Annotated in this window: 3 protein-coding genes; all 3 read right to left on the bottom strand. The window is 71.5% G+C overall.

Annotation, left to right across the window (positions count from 1 at the left end; translation table 11 throughout):
* Positions 1 to 5: 5 nt before the first annotated feature.
* Positions 6 to 2,654, bottom strand: a complete 2,649-nt coding sequence (locus tag AB0M54_RS39820) for an AAA family ATPase (RefSeq protein WP_364477202.1) — start codon at positions 2,652 to 2,654, stop codon at positions 6 to 8.
* Positions 2,651 to 5,251 (bottom strand): AAA family ATPase, encoded by a 2,601-nt coding sequence (locus AB0M54_RS39815; protein ID WP_364477200.1) that lies wholly within the window; start codon positions 5,249 to 5,251, stop codon positions 2,651 to 2,653. Before AB0M54_RS39815 ends, AB0M54_RS39820 begins: the two co-directional genes overlap by 4 nt.
* A gap of 101 nt (positions 5,252 to 5,352) precedes the next feature.
* Positions 5,353 to 22,041, bottom strand: a complete 16,689-nt coding sequence (locus AB0M54_RS39810; RefSeq protein WP_364477198.1) for a DUF6531 domain-containing protein — start codon at positions 22,039 to 22,041, stop codon at positions 5,353 to 5,355.
* Positions 22,042 to 22,086 lie beyond the last annotated feature (45 nt).

Here is a 22,086-nt window from a genome sequence, read left to right as displayed (position 1 = left end):
GTGTGTCAGCCGGGGCCGTAATCGCCGACCAGTACCGCGGCGGCCAGCTCCACCCGCGACCGGTAGCCGGTGCGGGTGAACAGGCGGGTCAGCCGGCCCTCCACGCTCTTCTCGCTGCTCTGGGTCGCGGCGGCCAGCTCCCGGTTGGACAGGCCCTCGGCGACGAGCACGGCCAGCAACTGCTCGCCCTCGGCCAGGGTCTGCGAACGACGCAGACCGAGCGCGTGCTCCCGCATGAGCGGCCGCAGACGCGACCGGTGCAGCAGCGCGCCGAGCCGGCCGAGCAGGTCGTAGGCCTCAGCGAGCAGCTCGGGCGACCGACCGGTCCATCGGACCACGCGTTCCAGGGTCCGGGCCAGCTCGTACGGCCGGCCGGCCCGCCGGGCCAGCGCGACCACCTCCCCGGCGGCCGCGGCGTCGCGCGCCGAGATCAGCCGGGCGACGGCCGCCCGCAGCTCGCTCGCCTCCGTGCCGAGCACCGCCGCGGCCGCGGTCGCCGAGGCCGCGGCGGTCCGGGCCGCCTCGTCGTCACCGCGTTCCATCGCCAGTTCCACGACGGTCAGCCACAGCTCGTCCGTACCGAGCAGCAAACCGTGCCGCGCCGCGTCGGCCAGCGCGTTCTCCGCCGTCCGGGCGGCGCCCGCGGCGTCGCCGAGGATCCACTCGATCTCGGCCACGGCCCCGTCGATCACGTGCCGGAGCGGCGCCTCGTCGGCCCGCGCCGTGTCCAGCACGGTACGGGCGCGGGCGGGACGGCCGCGAGCGGCCGTTATCTCCGCGGCGGCGCGGTGCACCAAGGCCTGCAGCGGCGGGCGGCCCACGGCAAGGTCGGCCGCCATCGCGAACAGCGCGCCGTCCAGGGCCGCGTCCCATCGGCCGGAGCGCCAGTCGAGCAGGCACCGTTCGGGCGCCGGGAGCTCGGACACCGCCGTCGCCGAACCGGGCTCGAGCCGGTCGTCCGCGATCAGGGTGACGCCGCATCGCGCGATCGCGGCGGCGGCGGATCGGCGCGCCGACCGCGCTCCGGCGTCGGCTCCGGCCGGCGGCCGGTCGTGGAACGACGGAGCAGTCCGCCCGGTGACCGCCGCGACCAGAAGGCCGAGAGTGTCGGCGGCGCCACCGTCCGGTGGGTACGAGTGGGACCGAAGTCGGCCGAGCAGACCGGCCGCCTCCGCCCAGCGGTTCAGGACGGTGAGCGCCGCGGCCCGGGTGACCGGCGTCGGCGATGGCCCGCCCGGCGCCCAGGGCTCCCCCGCCGCCACCGACCGGACCGCGTCCATGTCCCGTTCGCCACGCACACCGGCCAGGGCCATCAACTCGGCTTCCTGGCGTGCGGCAACGGACAGTCCGGCGGTGTGCTCGCCGAGCACCCGGCGCACGTCGGCGCGGACAGCGCCGTACCGTCCCGCACGTAGCCCGGCGTCGATCCGGCTGATCAACGCCTCGGCCCGGTCGGCGGGATCGCCGCTCAGCAGTTCGGCCGCACCCCACCAGCGGGCCGCCGCCGCAGGTGACCGCACGGCCGCCGCCGCGGCCCGCGACCGCAACAGAGGCACGGCAACGGTGGCCTTGACCAGCCCCCCGGCCGCGGCCACCTGGTCCGGCAGGAAGCCGGGATCCGCGCTTCGCGCGCGGCCGGTCCAGAGCGCTTCGACGGCGACCTGGGCGACCCGGGCACGCTCGTAGGGGCCCAGTCCGGCCCGGAGCGCCACGGCCATGGCGGGCACCGGCACCCGCCATCCGCCCGGGTCGCGCCGGGCCACGCCCTCCCGGCGCAGCGTGCCGAGCCGCGCGTGGACCTCTTCGGACGGTACGCCGACAGCGTCGCCGATCAGGGCGGGCACAGTGGGGCCCAGTGGTTCCAGCACGGCCAGCGCCCGGGCGACCGCGCGGGTGGCGGGTTCGAGGTGTCGTACCCGGGCCGTCAGGTCGTGGTCGGCGGGGATCCGTGGCGCGGTTGACGGGTCGAGCAGGTAGGCGCGCCGATCGACGATGTGCAGCGCGGCCGTGCGCCGATAACCCTCGATGGCCGCCAGCAGGGCGCCGGGAAGGCCGCGGCTCAGCCGGCGCAACGGGGCGCTCAATGACTCGTGCGGTACGGCTTGGAGCTGCTCGTGGATCAGCGCTCCGGCGTCCCCCGCCGTCAGTGGGCGCACCGGCAAGATCTGCGCCAGCCCGGCCGTGCGCAGCCGCGCGAATCCATCGGCGAGCACCGGGGCCGGGTCGGCCGGCGTACGCAACGCGACGATGAACCGGGTCTGCGATCCGGCCAGCTCGTGCACCGCCGCGAGCAGGACCTCCGCCGATGGCACATCGGCCCACTGCACATCGTCGACGAGGACCACCAGCCCGGGACGGTGGCGCAGCACGCGAGCGAACCTGGCGGCCGACAGCTCCGCCGGCCCGCCGTGGTCGCGACCGGCGACAAGGCGGGACGGCACCGGCGCCAGCCCGGCCAGCACCCGGCCGGCCAGGTACCAGGGTTCCGCCCGATCCGGCGGCGCCAGCCGTACCTCCAGTACCGGGCGCCGGGCGCCGGCCATGGACTGCCGCAGCGTACGCACCAGATGTGATCGTCCGATGCCGGCCGGACCGGTCAACACCGTCAGCGGCGGTCCGGCATCCGCCGACAGCGCGGCCGCGTCCCCGGTCACCGCGCCGAGCCGGCGACGCCGGTGGTCAGACGGACCGCGGCCAGCTCCACCCGGGACCGGCAGCCGGTGCGGACGAACAGCCGGGTCAGGTAGTTCTCGATGGTCTTCTCGCTCATCCGGATGTGCGCCGCGATCTGCCGGTTGGTGTACGCCTGCCGGATCAGGTCGATGATCTGCACCTCGACCTCGCTGAACGCTTCCTGGGCCGAGCGCGGACGAGGTCGCCGGACGTCGCGGTCGCGCATGGTCGCGGCCACCGCCGACCGCAGCCACCGCGACCCGATCTCCTCGGCCACCGCGCGGGCGTCCAGCAGCCAGGGGCTCGGGTCGGCCGCCATCCGCCCGAGAGCCAGCACGGCCAGACCCAGCGCCGGCCGGTGCGCACGAGCACGGATCAGGCCGGCGGCGCTCGTGGTGTCGGCGGTGTCGCCGGTTGCCAGCGCCCGGACGAGCAGGGTGGTCTCGGTGCTCAGCCACCGCCCTTGATCGGTACCGGCGAGCACGGCCAGCTCCGCCGCCTCGGTGGTGAGACCGAACCGTCCGGCCAGGATGGCCGCCCGGACCAGTAGTTGCTCGCAGCCGATCCGGCTGCCGTGCGCACGCTGCCGCTCGTACGCCACCCGCGCCCCCCGGAGCCGGTCCGCGGCCTCCTCCGCTGTGGTGGCCTCTCCGGCCGGACTGTTCTCGGCCCACCAGCGCAGCGCCGCGTACGGTGGCTCATCCGGCACCGATTGCATCCAGGACCGGGAGTCGTCGTCCTTGCCCAGCATGGCCAGCGCCTCGGCCGCCCAGAGCCGGGCGAGCCGGCGCACCACCAGCGCCTGGGCGCCGGCCAGCTCCACCTCCCGGGCCGCGGACACCACCCCGGACAGGTCTCCGCGGGCGTAGCAGTCGTGGAGCCGATGGTAGGCGGCCAGCGGCCCGTCGGCCGGCGTGCCGTACCGCTGCGAACCGAGCACCAGCCCGAAGAGCGCGACCAGATCGCCGGTCGATCCCGCCACGAGCAGCTCCTCCGTGGCCGGGTCGGCGGGGTCCACGCCGTCGCCGAGCGCCCGGCCGACGATCGCGAAGTCCGAGGCGCCGGCGGCCGGCCTGATCCCGTCGGCGGCGCCGGTGAGCCAGCGGTCGACCAGACGGAAGATGGGCTCCGCCGCCGGGCCGAGCCGTGCCATCACCTCCGGCATCCGGGTCCCGGTGTGCAACGACGCGAGCGCCGCGGCCGTCGCCAGGTCGCCCGACCGGCCGGCCGGCGCCGCGCGCACCACCTCCGCGAGGCGGGTGAACTGCCCGGTCCGGATCAGCAGCCGGGACAGCCGGGACAGGATGTCGTCGGCCGCACGCCCCCCGCCCGCGTGCCAGAGCGCGGCACGCAGCCAGTCCGCGGCCCGGTCCGGCTCGCGGTCGGTCACCTCGGCGGCGGTGGCGGCCAGGCTCACCGCAGTGCGCCGGTCGGTCGGCATGGACGGGCCGGCGAAGGCGACGTGGTCGGCCAGCGCGGACCGGTCGGCCGCCGCGCCGGCGCGGCGGAACATCGCGGCGGCGTACGCACGGTGCAGACGGGCCACCGCCTGCGGGCCGGCATCCGCGATCAGCCGGGCCGCGAGCGCCGGGCTCTGCGGCCGGATTCCGCCCTGCGGGTCGGCGAGCAGCACCCCGTCGGTGACCAGCTCGTCGACCGTACGGCCGTAGGAGTCGAGCCGGCCGAGCGTGGCGCGGGCGAACAACGGCAGATCGTCGAGCCCGAACCGGGTGACCGCCGCCATGGTGGCGATCCGGACGGCGGCCGTGCCGCGCTGATGGAGACCGGCGACGAGCCGGTGCCCGGGCGGCAGCACGATCGGGATCTGGGGGTCGAGCAGGCAGAGGTGGCCGCGGATGACGGCGAGCCGGCCGGCGTCGGTGAGCGCGTCCACAGTCGCCGCCACGGTCGCCGGGTTCCCGGCCAGTGGCCCGAGCGCGGTGGTCAGCGCGGGCAACACCGCCTCGTCCAGCGGCGCGCCGTACCGTTGGACCAGCATCTGGCCGACCGCGTCCGGCGCCAGCGGCGGCAGCGCCACGACGACGTCGGCGAGCGTCGTGAGCCGGCCACCCGCGGCACGGGCGGAGGCGACCACCATGCACTGGTCACGTACGGCCGATGCCAGCGCGGTGACCAGCCCCGGTGCGTCGTCGAGGTCATCGGCCAGCAGCACGGCGGGCACCCGGCGGCCGATCAGCCCGAACGCCATCGAGGTCTGCTCGGCCAGCATGGCCGAGCGGCCGGGCAGATCGGTGCCGGAGTCGGCGCAGAGCGCCGCTATCGTGCTCAGTGGGCGGGAAAGCAGCGGGTCGGCCAACCGTTCGTACTGATCGCGCACGACGTGCAGCACCGCCTCGAAGCCGGCGACGACGCCGCCGGCCGCCGGGCCGGGCACCCGCAGCACCGCGGCGCCCGCGGCCCGCCAGGCGCTCGCGGAGGCCTCCAGCAGCGCCGTCCGGCCGCTCCCGGACGGGCCGTTGACCAGCACGAAACGCCCTCCGGAGGCGGCGTCGAGACGTGCCTGGTCGAGGGCTTCGAGCTGTTCCCGCCGACCCGCGATCGTCCAGCGTCGACGCATGCGCCACCTCCGTACGCGTCCGGGCCTCCGGTCGCGCCTTGGTAACGACGTCTGGAACGGATCCGTTCACGCGACCGCGGTGATTTCTTCGATCCGATGCGTCAGGAGGCCGCGACCATCCGGCCCGACGCGTCGTAGCCGAACCGCGTCACCACCTCACCGGTCCGTCGTTCGACCACCCGGCCCAGCACGTCGTAGGCGTAGACAGTGACCTCACCGGCCGCATCCGTGTGCTCGATGACCTGCCCCGCGGCGTCATAGACATACCGCTGAGTACGACCACCGAAGTCCGTCTCGGAGATCACCCGACCATTCAGGTCATACGTGTACCGCCACGTCTCCCCCGCCGGATTGATGATCGCCGTGAGACGCAACTCGGTGTCGTACTCGTACTCGGTGCGGCCACCGTCAGCGTCGATCACCGCGGTCACCAGATCGAACGGGCCGTACTCGCGCCACGTCCGGCGTCCGTCCTCGCCGAGCGACTCGACCACGTTGCCCTCGCCGTCGTAGACGAACTCCTCCAGGCCGCCGTCCGGCTTCTGCCGCCAGGCCAGATCACCGTCGAGGGTCCAGCCGATCTCGATAAGCCCCTCGCCGGTCTTGACGGCGATGAGCCGGCCGAACTCGTCGTACTCGTAAGCCACGTCGCCGTCGCCGGACGTGACCGACACGATCTGACGTGCCGCGTTGCGAACCATGGCCGTCGGACCGGCCTGAACCGCCGTGCCCCTTCCGTCAGCGGCCGGCCGCTCGGACCGCACGATCGCACCGGTGGCATCGGTCTCGGCCAGCATCCGCCCATCGGCGTCGAACTCCCGCCGGCGAGTGGCGCCGTCGAAGTCCGTCCAGGACACCGCCCGGCCGAACTCGTCATAGGTCGTCGTGGACCGCTTCCCGTCCGGCCGGACGATCACGGTCGGCCGCCCGGCCGCGTCGTACGAATACCTGGTGGTCCGGCCCAGCTCATCAGTTCGCGACAACAACCGATAGGCATCGTCCCACTCGGTGCGAACGGTCCCACCGAACGGATCCGTCACCGCGACCACCTGCAGCAGGTCGTTCAGCTCATACCTGCGAACCGCGCCCAGCGAGTCCGTGACGACCGTCAGCCCGTCGGAGTACTCGAACCGGTAACTCAGATAATGACCCCTGCCGTCGGTGCCGACACAGCGACCGGCGTCGTCGTATCGGTACGTGTACCACTCGCCGTTACGGTCCTCCCAGCCGACGATGCGCCCGTCGTCGTACTCGAATCGCTCCGGGTCACCCGAGGAGTTGACCACCTCGATCAGGTTGCGGTCCGCGTCGTAACCGAATCGGGCGGCGGCGATCATGTCTCCGGCCTCGTCCGGCACGGAGATCGCGGTCAGCAGACCGGCGGTCGTGGTGAACCCGACCGTGGCGCCCGTCGACGAGCGAAGTTCCGTCGGGTCCCCGGCGCCGTCCCGGACGATCGACCAGCGGACGCCGCCCTCGCTCAGGTCGCTGAGCAACGCTTCCTTGTCGTCGTCGGCCGGGGCGAAGACCCACACCTGGCCGGACCTCGGGTCGGTGAGCAGCCAGCCGCCGCCGGCCAGCCGGCGCAACGGCAACGCCCGCCCGACCTCCGGCAACGCCGTCTCACCCTCCGCCACCAGCGGGTAGGTCAGGATGGATCCGTCCGCGGCGAGGTAGCGGGCATGGTCACCCTCGATGACGATGCGCTGGTCCAGCGTGGACGCCCAGGACGGGCCGAAGGACCGGCCCCACCGGTAGTCGGAGCGATGGGTGCGCTCCAGGGTGAGGCCCGGCAGCTTGATGTCGTTCTCGGTCAGGATCATCCGGCCGGTGGTCACGTCGATCGGATCGCCTTCGGTCGGCGTCTGCTCGGTGCTCTTCGCCACCGAGGGCGACGACACGCCGGCGAGGGCGGGCGAGGGGTCTCGCATCACCGTGTCGGCCCGGCCGGCCGAGGCGCCCGGGGCCGCCGAGCGTACCGGCACGTTACGCACCAGGCTGCTGTAGGCGACGGTGGGCTGGTTCCCCCTCGGGGCGGAAGCGGTGTAACCACTCCCGCCCGTCGAGATGGCGGCGGTCGTGGGAGGTAGGAGTTGGCGCAGGCCGCTCCCCGTCATGCCCTGGAACGCCGAGGCGATCTGGTCGTCGATGGCCTCGCCCGGGTGCTGTCGGCGCAGTTCGTCGACCCGGTCCCGGAAGCCGTTCCAGTCGGATTCGAACATGGACCGCAGGCTTCGCTTGTCGGGCGCGGTCAGCCGCACCGGCCGCGGCGCCGCCGGCACGTCTGTGCTCCGGCCGATGCCCGCCGCCTGCGCGTACCGGCGCTCAGCGATCGCCTGCGGATTGTCGAAGTCCCCGACCGCGTATTGCTCGAACTCCTCGTCGGCCGGTGAGTCGTAGTCGGCCTGCGAGTTGTCATCGGCCCGCGAATCGTAGGGGGCCTGCGAATCGTACGGGGCGGCCTGCGGGTCGTAGGGGACCTGCGGGTCGTACGGGACCCGCGGTTCGTAGGGGGCCTGAGAGTTGTTGGAGGCCTGAGAGTCGTCATCGGACGTCGCCTCGTCGGTCTCACCTTCGGGTTCGGGCTCGTAGTACGGCTCTTCGTCGGAGTCCTCGGATTCGTAGGCGGCCTCCTCCTCGAAGTCGGAGTCGTCCCGGCCCGCATTCCGCCTCTTCGCCTTCGAGACGCCGGACGGTCCGGATCGGTTCCCGCCCTCCGCCCGCCCCGCCGCTCCGCGTGCCGGCGCGTATCGCCGCTCCGGCGGGGCGAACTGCTCAGCCTCGGCGGCGGCATCGGCGGCCTCGGCCTGCCGGTCGGCCTCGGTCGCGAGCTGTGCGTCCTCATCCGCGAGCGGCGCGTAATAGGCGCGCTTTTCCCGGGCAACCTGCTGGGCCTTCGCGATCAGCGACGGCCTGGCCAGCCCGATGGTTTGCGTGGTGGCCCACTTCTTGGCCAAGGTGTGACTGACGCCGAAGAGTTCACCGATCTGTTTCGGCGACGCGCCGTTCGCGACATATCTCGAGATGCGCCGCCCCAGTGTGTCGTAGTCCTCGTTGAGGAACAGATCGATCAGCCCGACACGGTGCCGGTTCGTCAGATCGGAGTGTTGCATACCGCCGCCGGAGTGCCAGCCCTGGATCCGGTTGCCGGTGATCCTGCCGGTCGGGTCGGTCGCCCTGGCCAGCACGTCATGGGCGACATGTTCGATGCTGCGGAGCTTGGCCAGGTAGCGCGGCCCGGTCCCGCTCACTCGGTTGGCGTAGAGCTCGCGGAGCTCGAGCACGTCGGCGGCGGTGAGGCGTGGCCTGTTCGCCAATTGCTTCAGCCCGGGAATCTCGCCGGTCTGCAACCATTTCGACAACGTGTCCGGGCCCATACCCAGGTAGTCGGCGAGTTGTTGGAGCGTGACCGCCCGATCGCGATAACTCTGAAGGTCACGCAGGACTTCATCGTAGAGTCCCGCCGAGAAGTTAGCCCGCAACTGGTTGAGCTCCTCAGCGGAGACTCCTTCCGAGTTCGCCTGAGGCTCGAAGTTCCCCATCCGCGAACTGTTACCGACCGTCCGGACGACCAGTCGGCGCACCACACGGTGCTGGTTGCCGTCCGACCCGTGGTCCACGTCGGACAATGACGGCGTACGAAGGGCGTGGCTCGGCACATTCCTGGCCGGCCGGCGCTCCTCTGGTCCGGACGGGGTGCCCTCGTACGCGCTTGGCGGGGGCGCGGCGTCAGCGTAGGCGGACGTGCTGGACAACGCCGCGATGTCGGCCTTCAGCTCGTTGACGATGTAGTCGTTGCGACTGAGGTCGTCGAACATCACCAAGGCGGTGTCCCGGGCGGTGTCGAACCAGTTGCCCCAGTTCTCGTCGTACTCGATCTGGTAGCCGAGGTCACGCATGAGCTTGAGGACCTTGCCACACCAGTAGCAGGGCCGGTACTTGCCGTTGATGCGGATGATGCCGGCGTCGGCCGGCGAGATCCGGGCGGCGAGCACCAGCCGAGCCAGCTTCTGCTCGGCGTGCGCGAACGGGTACTGCTCCGCCGTGGCGAAGAAGACGTGATTCTCGTACCTGTCCGACAGCATCCGGGTGCGCAGCGTGTCACGGGCATCGCCCCGCGCCAAAGCGTCCACATAGCCGAACCCGGACAACGAAGAAAGCATCCCGGTCGCGTCGTCCGTGTCGCGTTCGCCCCGATAGATCCCCCGCAGCTTCTGCTCCGCACGGTTCACGGTTGCCGCGTACTCGTCCGCCAACTCCCGGCTCTGGGCGGCGGACAGCCGGCCCTCATCCGCGGTGAACAGCAGGTCGGCAAACGCCTGGGCCGGGCTCCGGTCACGGTCACGGGTCAGAAAATCGTGGAACAACCCGATGGTCTGGTCCGAGTTCTTGGCGATGAAGAGCCGATTTCTGATCAGCATCGCCTGAGTCTCGGAATCTCGCTGCCAGGTGGCCATGACGTCGTCGTTCGCGCGCAATGCCTCACCGCTGTCGTGCAGGGCGATCGCGATGTGGGACAGACCCTGACCGTGCCGATCACCTTCGTACGACCGCGCGTAGCGAAGCCGGACGTCCTCGGTCGTCCGGCCCAGGAACTTCTGCACGAGGCGGCGCATGTGATCGGAGTGCTGGTCGAGACTCGTGGCGTAATGACGCTGAGCCATGGTGCGGGGCACGTTGGCGGCGCGCCTTCTGCGCTTGCCGCCCTCGCCACCACGGCCGGTCCGGGACGGACGCTTCGAGCCGGTGCCGCCCGTGAACGCCTGCCGCAGCAGACCGCCCAGGGTGGATTCCTCCTTGCCCTTACCTTTGGCCCTTCCCTTACCTTTGTCCTTTCCGCCGGGCATAGTCCGGCTCGGAGCATCGGTCAGCGCACTGATCGTCCGGTCATCCGCCGGGCCGAAGACCCGGTCATCGCCCGGTCCGAACACGACGCGGCCGGACCGGGTCATGACCTGGGCCAGCTGGCCGTCGCCGTCCACCACGAACCGCGACGGCCCGGCCAAACTTTCGGGAAGCGGCACCGAACCGTCCGGGACGACCTTGAGGAACGGTTGTGCCTCTCCGTCGACCTCCTGCGGGTTCGGGTCCCAGGCCACCAGCTCGCCGTCCGGCCCTCGCTCGACCAGCATCATGTGCGAGGGGTCGCCCGGACGGTTCCCCCACACCGCGGTCGCTGCGCCCTTGCGCAGCTCGTTCAGCTTTTCCGGCGGCTCCGGCCGGTCGAAAGAGCCGCGGAGCGACTTCGCCACGGCGTCCACCGGGCGCATCCCGACACCGTCGTCGACAGTGGGCCGGGCGCCCAATTCGCGTAGCGCCAGCTCGACCCGAGGCGCACAGTCCAGGGCGTTGTCGTCCGGCCGGCCGAATGCTCCGGGCCCCTCGACAGCGTCGACGGCCCGCCGCAGCGGGATCGAGGGGTCGGCCGGCAACGGCCGCGCCGGCGGCAGCTGCGGTTCGCCGGCGAGGAAGGCGCCGAGCGAGATCCCGGGAGCCGGGTCGCCGGACGAACGAGGAGCCTGAGCGTAGTCACGGTCGTCCTCGTCGAACGTGAACTGGCTGTCATCGCGGTAGGCCTCGTCGGGACCGCTCCGGCTCGAGGAAGGCGCGTAGAGCGGGCCGGGGATCGACCGGCTGGAAGAAGGGACGTGCGGGTTCGAGGTGGGCCATTCGGAGTGCGGACTGTATGAGATGGGGAAGCCCGCCGACGTGCTGGGCGACGCCGTGGAGTACATCGGGACGTTCCCGGCCTCCGCGATCCGCGTCGACCGCGGCCACATGTCCTCCGTCGTCAGGCCGAGATAGTCCGCGACATGGATCTGGAAGCGCCGGAACATCTCGGCGCGGACCCGGTTGACCGCGTCCCACTCGCTCAACGGTTCCAAACCCTGCGCCGCGCGCTGGGCGTTGATGAACGCGGTCAACCCCTCGGCCGTACGCGGAGTGGCCGGGAAGGTGAAGCTGAACGTGCTCTCGCCGCTCGACGCGAAGTCACGCACGGGCGGGATGGCGGTTCCGTACCGCTGCGCACCGCCGTCGTAATTATCGTCCTGGGAGAAGCCCGGGTCGGTGGTCATCACCCCGACCGGAGCCATGTTCGAACGATACTGGCCCACGTTTCTCGTCGTACCCGGGTCCGAGCCGGTCAAGGTGTACAGGTACGTCCGGTCCGGCCCGCCGGCCTGAAGACCCTGCCGGCCGATCGCGCGGTAGTCCTCCCGGTCGGCCATGTGGACGTGAACCTGGACGCCATCCGGCAACGGACGCACGCCGGCGAACTCCAGCTGCAACTGGGACATGTCGGCCGGCGACGGTGTGCCGAAGGGCGTGTACACACCGGTCGACCGTGACGCCTCCGTCACCGCGTGCGGTACGGGCATCCCGTGCGCCTCGTACGCGGCTTCGTCGCGCGCGGCCTGGTTCTGCCGGTTCCGGATGTCGGCCCGCTCCGCCGCGATCAGATCAGCGAGGCCGTCCGCGAACCCGCGCAGCCGGCGGATGCGGGAACGGTTGAGCGTACGCAGCGTGGTGGTCAGCGAACGGTGGTGCCGGGTCCAATTCTCCAGCGAACCGGCGATGACATTGAGCGTCAGTTCCCGGGCGTTGACGGCTCCCTCGTCGAGACCGAGATAGCTGCGCACCGCATCCTGGACCGGCAACCACCGTGAGGTCCCGCCGGCCTCCGCCCGCAGCGCGTCGTTCACCACATCCGAGATCGCCCAGGCGTCCGGACCCGTCCACGTCCGAGCCTGGTTGCGTGGAGTACCCGCATAGGCACTGTCCTGATCGGCGGCCGCCGTGGTGTCCGCTTGATCGACCGGCCGGCCGCGGTCCGGCTGGAACGCCTCCCGGGGCACGCTCGCGATCTGGTCGAGGTCGGACCGGCTCAATTCCGGCCCGCGGTCCGCGTTCACGGTTTGCATGATCGAGTTGCCGTGGGCCGGATCGTGCCGCTTCAACACCCACCGCAGTGGTACGCCGTCCTGGTCGGTGCGCGCGTTCACGCCCTCCAGGGCGTACTTGTCGAACAGTCCCAGGAAGTGCGCGATCTCGTGCACGACGTCGGCATCCGACGTGTCCTCGGACCAGACGACCTGGGACGTGCCCTCGTTGCCGCTGCGTGCGGTGATCTGCCGGTGCGCCTCGGCGGGGTCGCCGACGAAGGTCAGCTTGACGTTGAACTGGTCGCGGTCGGGTCCGATCCGGTACTTCCCGTTGTAGAAGTCGCCGACCGCCTTCTCGATGCGGTCCAAGCGTTCCGGCGTGAACGATCGCGTCGCGCCGGGGCCGACCGGCCGCAGATGCAGCCGCAGGGAGAAGTCCTGGATGCGTTTGCCGTCGCCCGCGACCAGCGCCCGGTGATCGTAGGCGAGGTCACGCCGCACGGCCTTCAGGTCCGGCTTGCGGGGAACGAAATCGGCGAGTTCCAGACCCGCTTGGCGGTAGGAGTCGCGGACGAACTTCGGAATGGACGGATCCACGGAGGTCATCCGCTCGGCGACGTCGATGACCGTTGTCGCCTTCAGGACCCGGGGTGGCGTCTCCTGGCGCAGCACGTCGATGTCCTGCTCGGGCACCCACGAAGCGTCCGGGGAGGACGACCGCGCGCCATCGCCTCGCGCGGGGTCCACCGGGGCACGGTTGTAGTCGAGGTCGTCGAGGTCCTGCGCGTCGGGCGATTCACGGGTCGCGCGTGTGTCGTTGTCGCGCAGCTCGTCAAGAATCTGGGGCAACTCGTTCTGGAACCAGTCGAGCGCCGCCGGGTTGAGCCGCTGGGCGGGCGCCGGTGTGGTGTCGTGGACGGCGGCGTATGCCTCGGCGAACCACTCCGCCGGATCGGAGAACTGGTAGTTGGAGAGCCCGTGCCGGCTGCGCTCGGCGGTCAGGTAGCTGACCCATTTTCCGTTCGTGGTCACGTGGAAGGTGCGGTCGCCGATACGCAGAGGCTCGCCGCCGCCGTCCGGCAACGTCCACGGGTGTGCCAGCGCCCGCCGGACGAAGGTGTCGATCTGCTGGAAGGCCGCATCCGAGAGGCCCGGCACCCGGTCCTGCAGGGTGGTCAGGACATCCAGCCGATCCTGCTGGGCGGCCACCCACAGCACGCTGCCCAACGCGTCGCGCAGTCGATCCGCGAAGGGCGCGTCGGCGACTCCGGCCTTCTCCATCAGACTCTGCGCGACGTCCGGGATCCGGTTGGTGCCGTAGTTGATGCGATCGCCGAGGCCGCCGGACGGGAGGACGCGGTAGCTGTACCAGCCGGCCCGCCCGTCAAACCCGTAACCGCGGCCGCCGGCACGCATGAGGCGGGAGGTCGTCGCCTGCCGGATCATCTCACCGAGGCGCTGCGGCACCTGCGCGTCCAAAGCCGGGAACCACCTGTTGAACGCATTCAGCGTATTGGTGAGAGCGAGATCGAACTCCGATGTTTCGTCGGAGTGGTCGCGCTCGGGAAGATCGAGCATCCGCCCGAGCGTGTCGGTGAGGCCGACGAGTTCGGGCGCGGTCAGGTCGACGCCGAGTTCGGACAGCATCGCCTCGGCGACGGTCCGGAATCCGTCCGTGTTCCCATGCTGTTTCCAGCCGCCGAACCTCTCCTGCCCGGAGAACCGCTCCTCCCAGCCGGCCCGGACGTCGACGGAGTGCCCGGTCTCATGCCGGACTGTCCAGTCCACAAGGTTGCCGTGCGCGAGCACGTCCGAGACGCCGGCCATCACCTCACGGTCGCGCGGGTCGATCCCGAGGGCGCGATCGGTGGTGGAGCCCACTCCGCTCAGGGACGACAGCACGGCCTTGTCCATCACCCGGCGTTCCCAGGCGATCCCTCGGTTCAGGGTGGCGTACAAGGCGGACGGCAGTCGCAGCCCCTTGTACGCCGGGTACACGATGCCGATCGTCCGGTCGGCGCGCGAATACTCGCTGACGCTGTTGCCGCCCGTGCCGCTGCGGCGGCGCACGCCGGCGAACTCCGGGTTGTCCCGGACATGGCTGGCCGGCAGCTCGGTCAGCACCTTGTCGATGCGATCCAGCACCGACCGACCGAACGTCTTGTCGCCCTCGAACGCGGACCCGATGGGAACGCCCAGCCGGTCGGACACCGCCTGCTCGTGGTCCCTCGTCGCCCGGAACATGTCGGCCAGCCCGAACCGGTCGGTGTCGCCGGCCCACACGAGCTCCGTGTCGTCCACCGCGTCGCCGTCGTCGGGCGAGTCGTCGCGCAGCGGGCCCGCGGACGTGCCGGAACTGCCCCCAGGCTCGAAGACCAGCAGCTCACCAGGCTCGCCGTCCGGGCCGGGCAGGACGCCGATGTTGGCGTCGGAGTGGCCGAGGAACATCAGACCGTGGCTACCGATGATCACCTTCGCGTCGGCCGCGTCGGCGATCTTCTGGGCGTGCGGCACCCCGCCGTCGAGCATCTCCGCATCGCAGTTGGGCACCACGATGTAGTCGCCGCGTGTGGGGTCCTGGCTCTGGACGGTGGGCGACCGGCGAACCCGCTGCCCGAATCCCTCCCACGACGTACTGATGGTCTCGTCCGGGTGGAACAGCAGCACCTGGCCCTGCTCGGCGTGCGCCGCCGCCACATAACCCCGGGCCTCCGCGTTCCAGGGCACCGGCGCGACGTCCGCCGTGGGATGCCAGCCCACCCGGCCCTCGCCGAAACTCCGGACCCGGGCGAACGTGGGCACCGACAGGTCGACCCGGTCCAGCCCCAGCCGCGGCCAGTCATCCGGATCGATGAAGGCCCGTCCGGTCGGCTGTCCCGCGTCGGTCGGCCGACCGGCCCCGGTCAGGATCCGGGTGCCGAGCGGATCGGCACCGGCGACGAACATCATCATGTCCGCGGCCGACGGCATCGGGTTCGGGCCGGTCAGCACATGGTCGTGGAACAGACCCGCGATCTCCTGGACGGCGTCTTCGTACCGCTCCATCGAGTCGTGCAGCAGCGCGTCGCGACCGCCGTCATCGCGCGGCACCGACGACCTGAACTCGTTCCAGGCCCTCTCCGCGGCCCGCCCGCGCTCGCGATCCGGGCCGGACCTGCTCCGCAACGGCGCAAGCATCTTCGACACCTGCTCGTCCAGGACGGTCGTCTCGTCGTCCAACCGGCCCACCACATCCGGCCGAGGCGCCGAGCGGCTGGAGGTGGCGATGGCCGGCGGCCGGCTCCGGTCGGCCAGCGCCTGCCGTTTCGGGCGGCCGCCCAGGAGACCGCCACCGACGAGCAGGGTCGTCGGCACGCCGTTCTTGCCGCCACCCTTCACGTCGACCTTGGAGAGCTCCGGCCCGGTCTTCTCGCCGTCCGAGTAGGCCTGGAACCTGCCGCTCGTCAGAGGTTTCACGGCGAGATTGACGTACTCGCCCGTCCCGGGGTGCTTGATCGGGTGTAGTTCGAAGTCGGACAGATGTGCGGGCTTGGGCTGCCCCAGCGGCACCGTCATCTCCGGCGTCACCGTCAGCTTCGCACCGAGCTCAACGGCGTTGCCGCGATCGGGGAGCGGCGGCAGGTTGCTCTGGACGTCCTGGAGCGTGGAGATCTGCGATGCGGAGATCCGGCCGACGGTCGGTTGCCCGGCATTGCCGACCTCGGACTGCCAGTTGCCGGCGTGCAGCGCGGGACCGGCCGGCGGCGTGCTCACCGACGGTGATGTCTCGAGTCGCGGGAGCGGTGACGGCGGTCGCGCCCCGACCGGCAGCTGGGTCGGCCCGTTCATGCCGGCCGGACGCGACGGATCGCCGCCGTCCAGCGGATCCGGCCGCGCCTGGGCCGGCTTGCAACTGGTCAGGCCGAGGGGGTCGGCGAGGGTCAGCGGATCGCGCACGTACGCGGCCGGGTTGGGTCCCCCGGTCAGACCGAGCGGGTCGGCGCTGAGATACCGCGCGGTCGCCGGGTCGTAGTAGCGGAACCGGTTGTAGTGCAAGCCGCTCTCGGCGTCCCAGTACTGGCCGGGGAAGCGCAGCGGCGTACCCGTCGGGTCGTTGGTCCGTCCCCAGAGGTCGCCGTGCCGCGACCAGCGCAGGCCGCCGTCCGGCTCGACCAGATGGGTGGGGGTGCCGACGACGTCGGTGACCACGACACGCAGCCCGTCGTCACCGTCGGTCTGCGTCACCGGCGCGGATCCGTCCGGCCCGAACTCCCACGAGATCGTCTCGCCGGCGCCGGCCTGCTCGACCATCAGGTCGCCCGCCCAGGCGAAGCTGACCTCGTCCAGGACCGTGTCGTCGTCGTCCAGACGCAGCTTCGCGACACGCCGGCCGAACCCGTCGTAGCGGTACCGCCACCGGTCCCCGCCGGGCGTGACGACCTGCACGAGCCGGTTCTCGGTGTCCCACGCGAACCGCCACGCACCCGCCGCGTCGGTCCGGACGGTCAGGCGGCCCTGCTGGTCGTACGCGAAATCGACATCATCCGTCCGCACGAGCATGGTGCCGTCGAAGTCCCAGCGACCCCCGCCCGCGCCGACCAGGTTGCCCGCCTCGTCGTAGTCGTACCGCTCCGCCACCTCGCCGTCGACGGTCACCGCACGGACGCGGCCCACCTCGTCGGCGTCGAAGGAGCTGTCGCCGATCGCCGTGACCCGGTCGGACGCGTCATAGGAGAACCCGCGCTCGGCGACGCCGGCGATGTGCTGCGCCGCCAGGCGGCCCACCTCGTCGAAGGTCTGCCGCAGCGCGACCACCTCGCCCACCGACCGGCTGACCTCGCGACCGGCGGCGTCGTGGCCGAACCGGACCACCTGACCCGCGGTCGCCAGCATGACCGGCAGGCCCCGCGCGTCGAAACTCCACCGGCTCGACCGGCCGGACGGCAGGGTCCGGGCCGCGACCCGGTCGCCCTCGTACGTCGTACGCACCGTACGGCCGTTGATCGTCTCGGCGACCACGCGGCCGTCGGCGTCACGCTCGAACCGCACCACCGCGTCCGGGCTCTCCACCGCGGCGAGGCGACTCTCCGCGTCGTACTCCAGCCGGGTGACCGCGTCGTCGGACCGGCGCTCGACGACTCGGCCGAGCAGATCGTAGGCGTAGCGCGTGGTTTCGCCCGCCGCGTTGGTGTGGGCGATGAGCTGCCCGGCGGCGTCGTAGGTGTAGCGCTGGACGCGACCGTCGAAGTCCGTCTCGGTGGCGAGCCGCCCCGCCGGATCGTAGGTGTAGCGCCACACCTGCCCGGCGGGGTTGCGGACCTCGGTCAGCCGCAGCTCCGTGTCGTAGGCGTACGCCGTTCGGTTGCCCGCCTCGTCGATCCGCCCGACGGGAAGGTCGAACGGTCCGTACTCGATGTACGCCGCGCGCCCCAGAGCATCGATGCTTGTCACCAGATTCCCCTCACCGTCATACCGCCACTCCTGCCGGGAGCCGTCCGGGCGCGCGCGCCAGGCGAGGTCACCCTCCGCCGTCCAGCCGAGCTCCGTGGCGGTTGCGTCCGCCATCCGCGCCGACCTGGGACGTCCAAGACCATCAAGATCAAAAATTGCCGGGGGTACGCCGTCCGTCCGCTCCCGGATCGCCCGTGTGACGCCGTCGAACCCGGTCAGCGACACCGCCCGCCCGCCGGCGTCGTAGTTCACCGTGGCGCGGCTGCCGTCCGGCCGGAGCAACGTCATCGGCCGGCCCTGCCCGTCCCAGGTGAACCGGGTGGTCCGGCCGAGCGGATCGGTGCGCGACGAGAGCCGGTTGCCCGCGGCCCACTCCAGCTCCGTCCTGGAGCCGAGCGGGTCGACGATCGCGACGACCTGGAGACGGTCGTCGAGCTCGTAGCGGGTCACGCCACCGAGCGAGTCGGTCACCTCGGTCACGCCGTCGCCGTACGCGAACGCATAGCGCAGGTAGCCGCCGTTGCCGTCGGCCAGCACACATCGGCCGGCCTCGTCGTAGGTGTAGGTGTACCACTCGCCGTTGCGGTCGTCCCACCGCACGATCCGGCCGGCCTCGTCGTAGCGCAGGCGCGTGGCATCACCCGAGGAGTTGCGGATCGCGACGAGGTTCCGGCCGCCGTCGTACTCGTACGCGGGCAGCTCGACCGTCTCCGCCTCACCGCCGGGCACGAACCGCGCGCCGGTCACCAGCCCACCGGCGGAATCCAGCTCGACGGTGTGGCCGGCCGACGACAACAGCAAGGCCGGTAGGCCGTCGGCGTCCCGCTGGACGTGCCACCGCGCATCATCGCTCAGCACCTCGCACAACACCGACTCGCGGCCGTCCCCGACCGTCACGAACAGCAGCAACGCATCGTGCTCGGTCACCAGCCACCCGCCGCCGATCAGCCGGCGCAGCCGGGCGCCACGACCCAGCAGGGGCGAGACCTCCTCGCCTTCGGCGGGCATCGGGTACGTCAGGATCGAACCGTCGGCGGCCAGGTACCGCGCATGGCGCTCGTCGGCGACGATCCGCTGGTCCAGCGTGGACGCCCAGGTCCGGCCGAACGAGCGGCCCCAGCGGTAGTCCGAGCGATGCGTCCGCGTGAGGATCAGGCCCGGCAGCACCGTGTCGGTCTCGGTGTAGATCATTCGCCCGGTGGTGACGTCGATCGGGTCACCGGCGGTGGTGGTGTCCACGGTGGACTTCGCGAAGACGGCGGGCGGCACGGTCGACAGTGCCGGGACCAGTTCGGGACCAGCCGTCGGGTCATCGACCACATCGCCGTCGACCACATCGGGCACCGGCGTCGGCGACTCGCGCGAGACGCGGTCCGGGCCGCCCGTCACGCTGTCCTGCGGCCCCAACACGATCGGAACGACCTGACCGTCGTCCGCGCCGGACCGGCGCTCGTCCCTGACCTGCGGCAGCGGGGTGGCGACATTGCCGGACTCGGTGCGCACCGGACGCAGGCCATGATCGTCCGGCCGCGGCGACACCAGATCGGACACCGGCGGCACCACATCGTGCCCCGTGACCTGCTTGATCTGCGCCCGGGCCTCGGCGACCTGCTGAAGCACGTCACGCAACTCGGCCTGCCGCTGGACCGGTCGGGCGGAGTCACCGGCGGCCGCCCTGGCAAGCGAGTCCTTCGCCGCGTGGAAGGACTCCCGGACGACGTCCACCCGATCGGCGTCCGGATGCCCGGCCGGCACCGCGTCGAGGGCCCGATCGACGCGGGGGGACACATCGTTCAGGCCGTTCAGCACATCGGTCGCGGCCTGGCTGATCCGCTCGGGCGCGGCCGGGACCAGCTGGTCCACCGCGGGCGGCGGATCCGCGGCCACTACCGATCCCGGCGGCTCATCCGCCCGCGCCGGGCCACCGCTATCGCCGCGTTCGGCCGGAACATCCGGCTGGCCGGAAAGGAAGTCCGCCACGCTCTGCGGGTCACCACCGACCGGCGGGGGCGCGACGGCGACCGGCTGTGACTCGGTGAGGGGCCGGCCCTCGGCGACGCCCACCGGCGGCTGGTTGGCCTGAACCCCAGGCGGCGTGCCCTGATGCGTCGGTGCCGAAGCCGGCTGCACGCCCGCAGGCGGCCCGGCCTGCGTCCCCGAAGACTGACCAGCCTGCGTCGCGGAAGGCTCCCCAGCCTGAGCGATGGGTGGCGGGACCGGTTGCGCAGACGGCGTATTGCCCTCGGACACCGACGGCGTGGTCGCCTGGCTCTGATCGTTGAATGGTTGCGGTGGATCGAAGGTTGTGACCTGATCCGTGTCGCCAACGTGTTCGATACTGCCGGACGGAACCGCGTCGGGCTGAGCCGCCGCGCGATTCGTGTCGTCGGCCTGCCAGCCGCCCTGATCCCCGGTCTGCAAGTCGCCGCCGGTCCACCCACCAGCCTCACCATCCCGTGGCCGCGCGTCCTCCTGCCCCCCGGTATTGACGCGGTCCGGCTCTTGGCCCTGGCCCTGGCCCTGGCCCTGGCCCTGGCCCTGGCCCTGGCCCTGGCCCTGGCCCTGGCCCTGGCTCTGTCGTTCCGGCGACTGGCCTTGACCCTGACGCTCGTCCCGGCCCTGTCCTTGGTCCTGGCTCTGACCTTGGTCCTGACCCCGGCCTTGGTCGCCGTCTTGCTGCTGGTCACGGCCCTGACCCTCGCCCTGATCATGGCCCAGGCCCTGACCCTCACCCAGACCACGACCCTCACCCTGGCCGCTGCCCGTCTCGGTCCTGGCGTTGTTCGGTGCTTCGCCCGACCCCACCAGCTCGGACCCGGTGCCGTCTCCACCGACCGTGGTGATTGTCTGCGGCGCACCACCATGGGCAGTCGACTGTTGGGTGTCGTTCGCGGTCCCCAACGTTTCCTGGCCGGTCCGGTCGGCTCCGGTCTCCGGCATCCCTCGCCGGTCTTCGCCGCCGGTCCGCGAGTCGGACCCGGACCTCTCCCCGGCGCCGGCTCCCGACCTGTCACCCGCGCCCGCCGCAGACCTATCGCCCGCGCCCGCCGCAGACCCGCCACCCGCGGTCGTCCCGGACTGGTTGCCTGCGTTGGCCATTCCGTTCGACGGTGAGAACGCATTCACGGCGCCGCCGAGGTCCGTGGATTCGCCGGAAGCGCCCTCGCCGGAGCCTTGGCCGTTTCCAACGGTGGGCTGTGCGGCCCCCTCGTCGTCTTCCTGCCCGTCCTGCTGCAGGAGCGGTTCGGTGTCGTCGTCCCAGGAGGAGGTCGATTGCTCGTCGGCCGCCGGTTCGTCCCCGAAGTCGGACTCCGCATACGAGTCACCGTCGCCGGCCACCGATTCCTCGTCGCCGACCGTCTCGGCGTCCCAGAGTTCGTCGCTGTCCTCCGCCGCCGCGTCCTCACCGCCGGCCAGGTTCCCCGGAAGCCCGTCACCGTCCTCCGAGCCGACAACGGTCTCGTCGTCGGATTCCTCGGGTTGCGCGCCTTCCTCATCGCCGCCGCCCTCGTCGGGCAGCGGCCGGAACGCTTCGTCCCACCCGTTCTTCGACTCGATGTTGAGGTCGTTGACCAGGTTCGTCGGCGTCGGGACCTCGTTGGACTCGTGCAGGCCACTGACGAAGGCGCTGGTCGCCGTGCCCCAGCGGACCTCGACCGGCGCGCCGGTCGCCACCTGGCCGGCGATCTCGGCGGGGATCGCCACGCCGCCCTGCACGATGCCCTTGGTCAGGATGGAGCCGCCGCGGAAGACCCAGTCGTTCTTGATGAACATCGTGCCGTCGAGACCCGTCCGGTCCACCTTGGCGATCTTCTTGGCCGCCCATTTGGTGATGGCCTCGGCGCCGACGTTTGCCAGACCGGCCACGCCGGCGGCGATGACCGACTGGATGGCGGCATTCTTGATACCGTCCCAGTCGATGCCATCCCGGGCGCCGGATCCGTCCTGCCCCGCCTGGATGAGGAGCTTCAGCAGCGGCTCCTCCGCGAGTTCCTGCGCGATCTCGACGAAGACCTGCCGCAGGATCGCGGTGATGATCGCACGGAATCCGGCGACCACCACCGGGATGGCCAGCGCGCCGAACAGTGAGGCGATCAGCCACGCGAGCTGGATCGCGAGCAGCGCCAGCTGGATCACAATCATGATCTTGGTTTCTTGGAGCTCGGCAGCGCCGTTCTTCAAGTCCTTGCGCATGGTGTCGACGAAGTCGCGCAGCTTCGAGAGGTGATCGATGCTGCTCGTCAGCGAGCCCTTGACACCATCGGCGAACGTTCCGGACATCACATCCGGTACGGCGTCGCGTTGCTGCGCCAGCTTTTCCACCGCCGCGCCGATCTCGTCACGGAGGTTCTCCCACTGTTCCGAGTGCGCGCGCATCCCTCCCTCGCTGCCCGTCGGCCACGTCTGGCCAATCGTGAACTCGAGGAGGTGCTGCAGCCAGGAGGGGATGTGCGTGTCCATCTTGCCCACCAGCATGCGGTGACCTCGGAGGCCTTCCGATGCTCCGGTGTGGTCACGATG

Source organism: Actinoplanes sp. NPDC051470, assembly GCF_040682035.1.
Taxonomy (GTDB): Bacteria; Actinomycetota; Actinomycetes; order Mycobacteriales; family Micromonosporaceae; genus Actinoplanes.
This window is presented reverse-complemented; position numbering and strand designations above follow the sequence as displayed.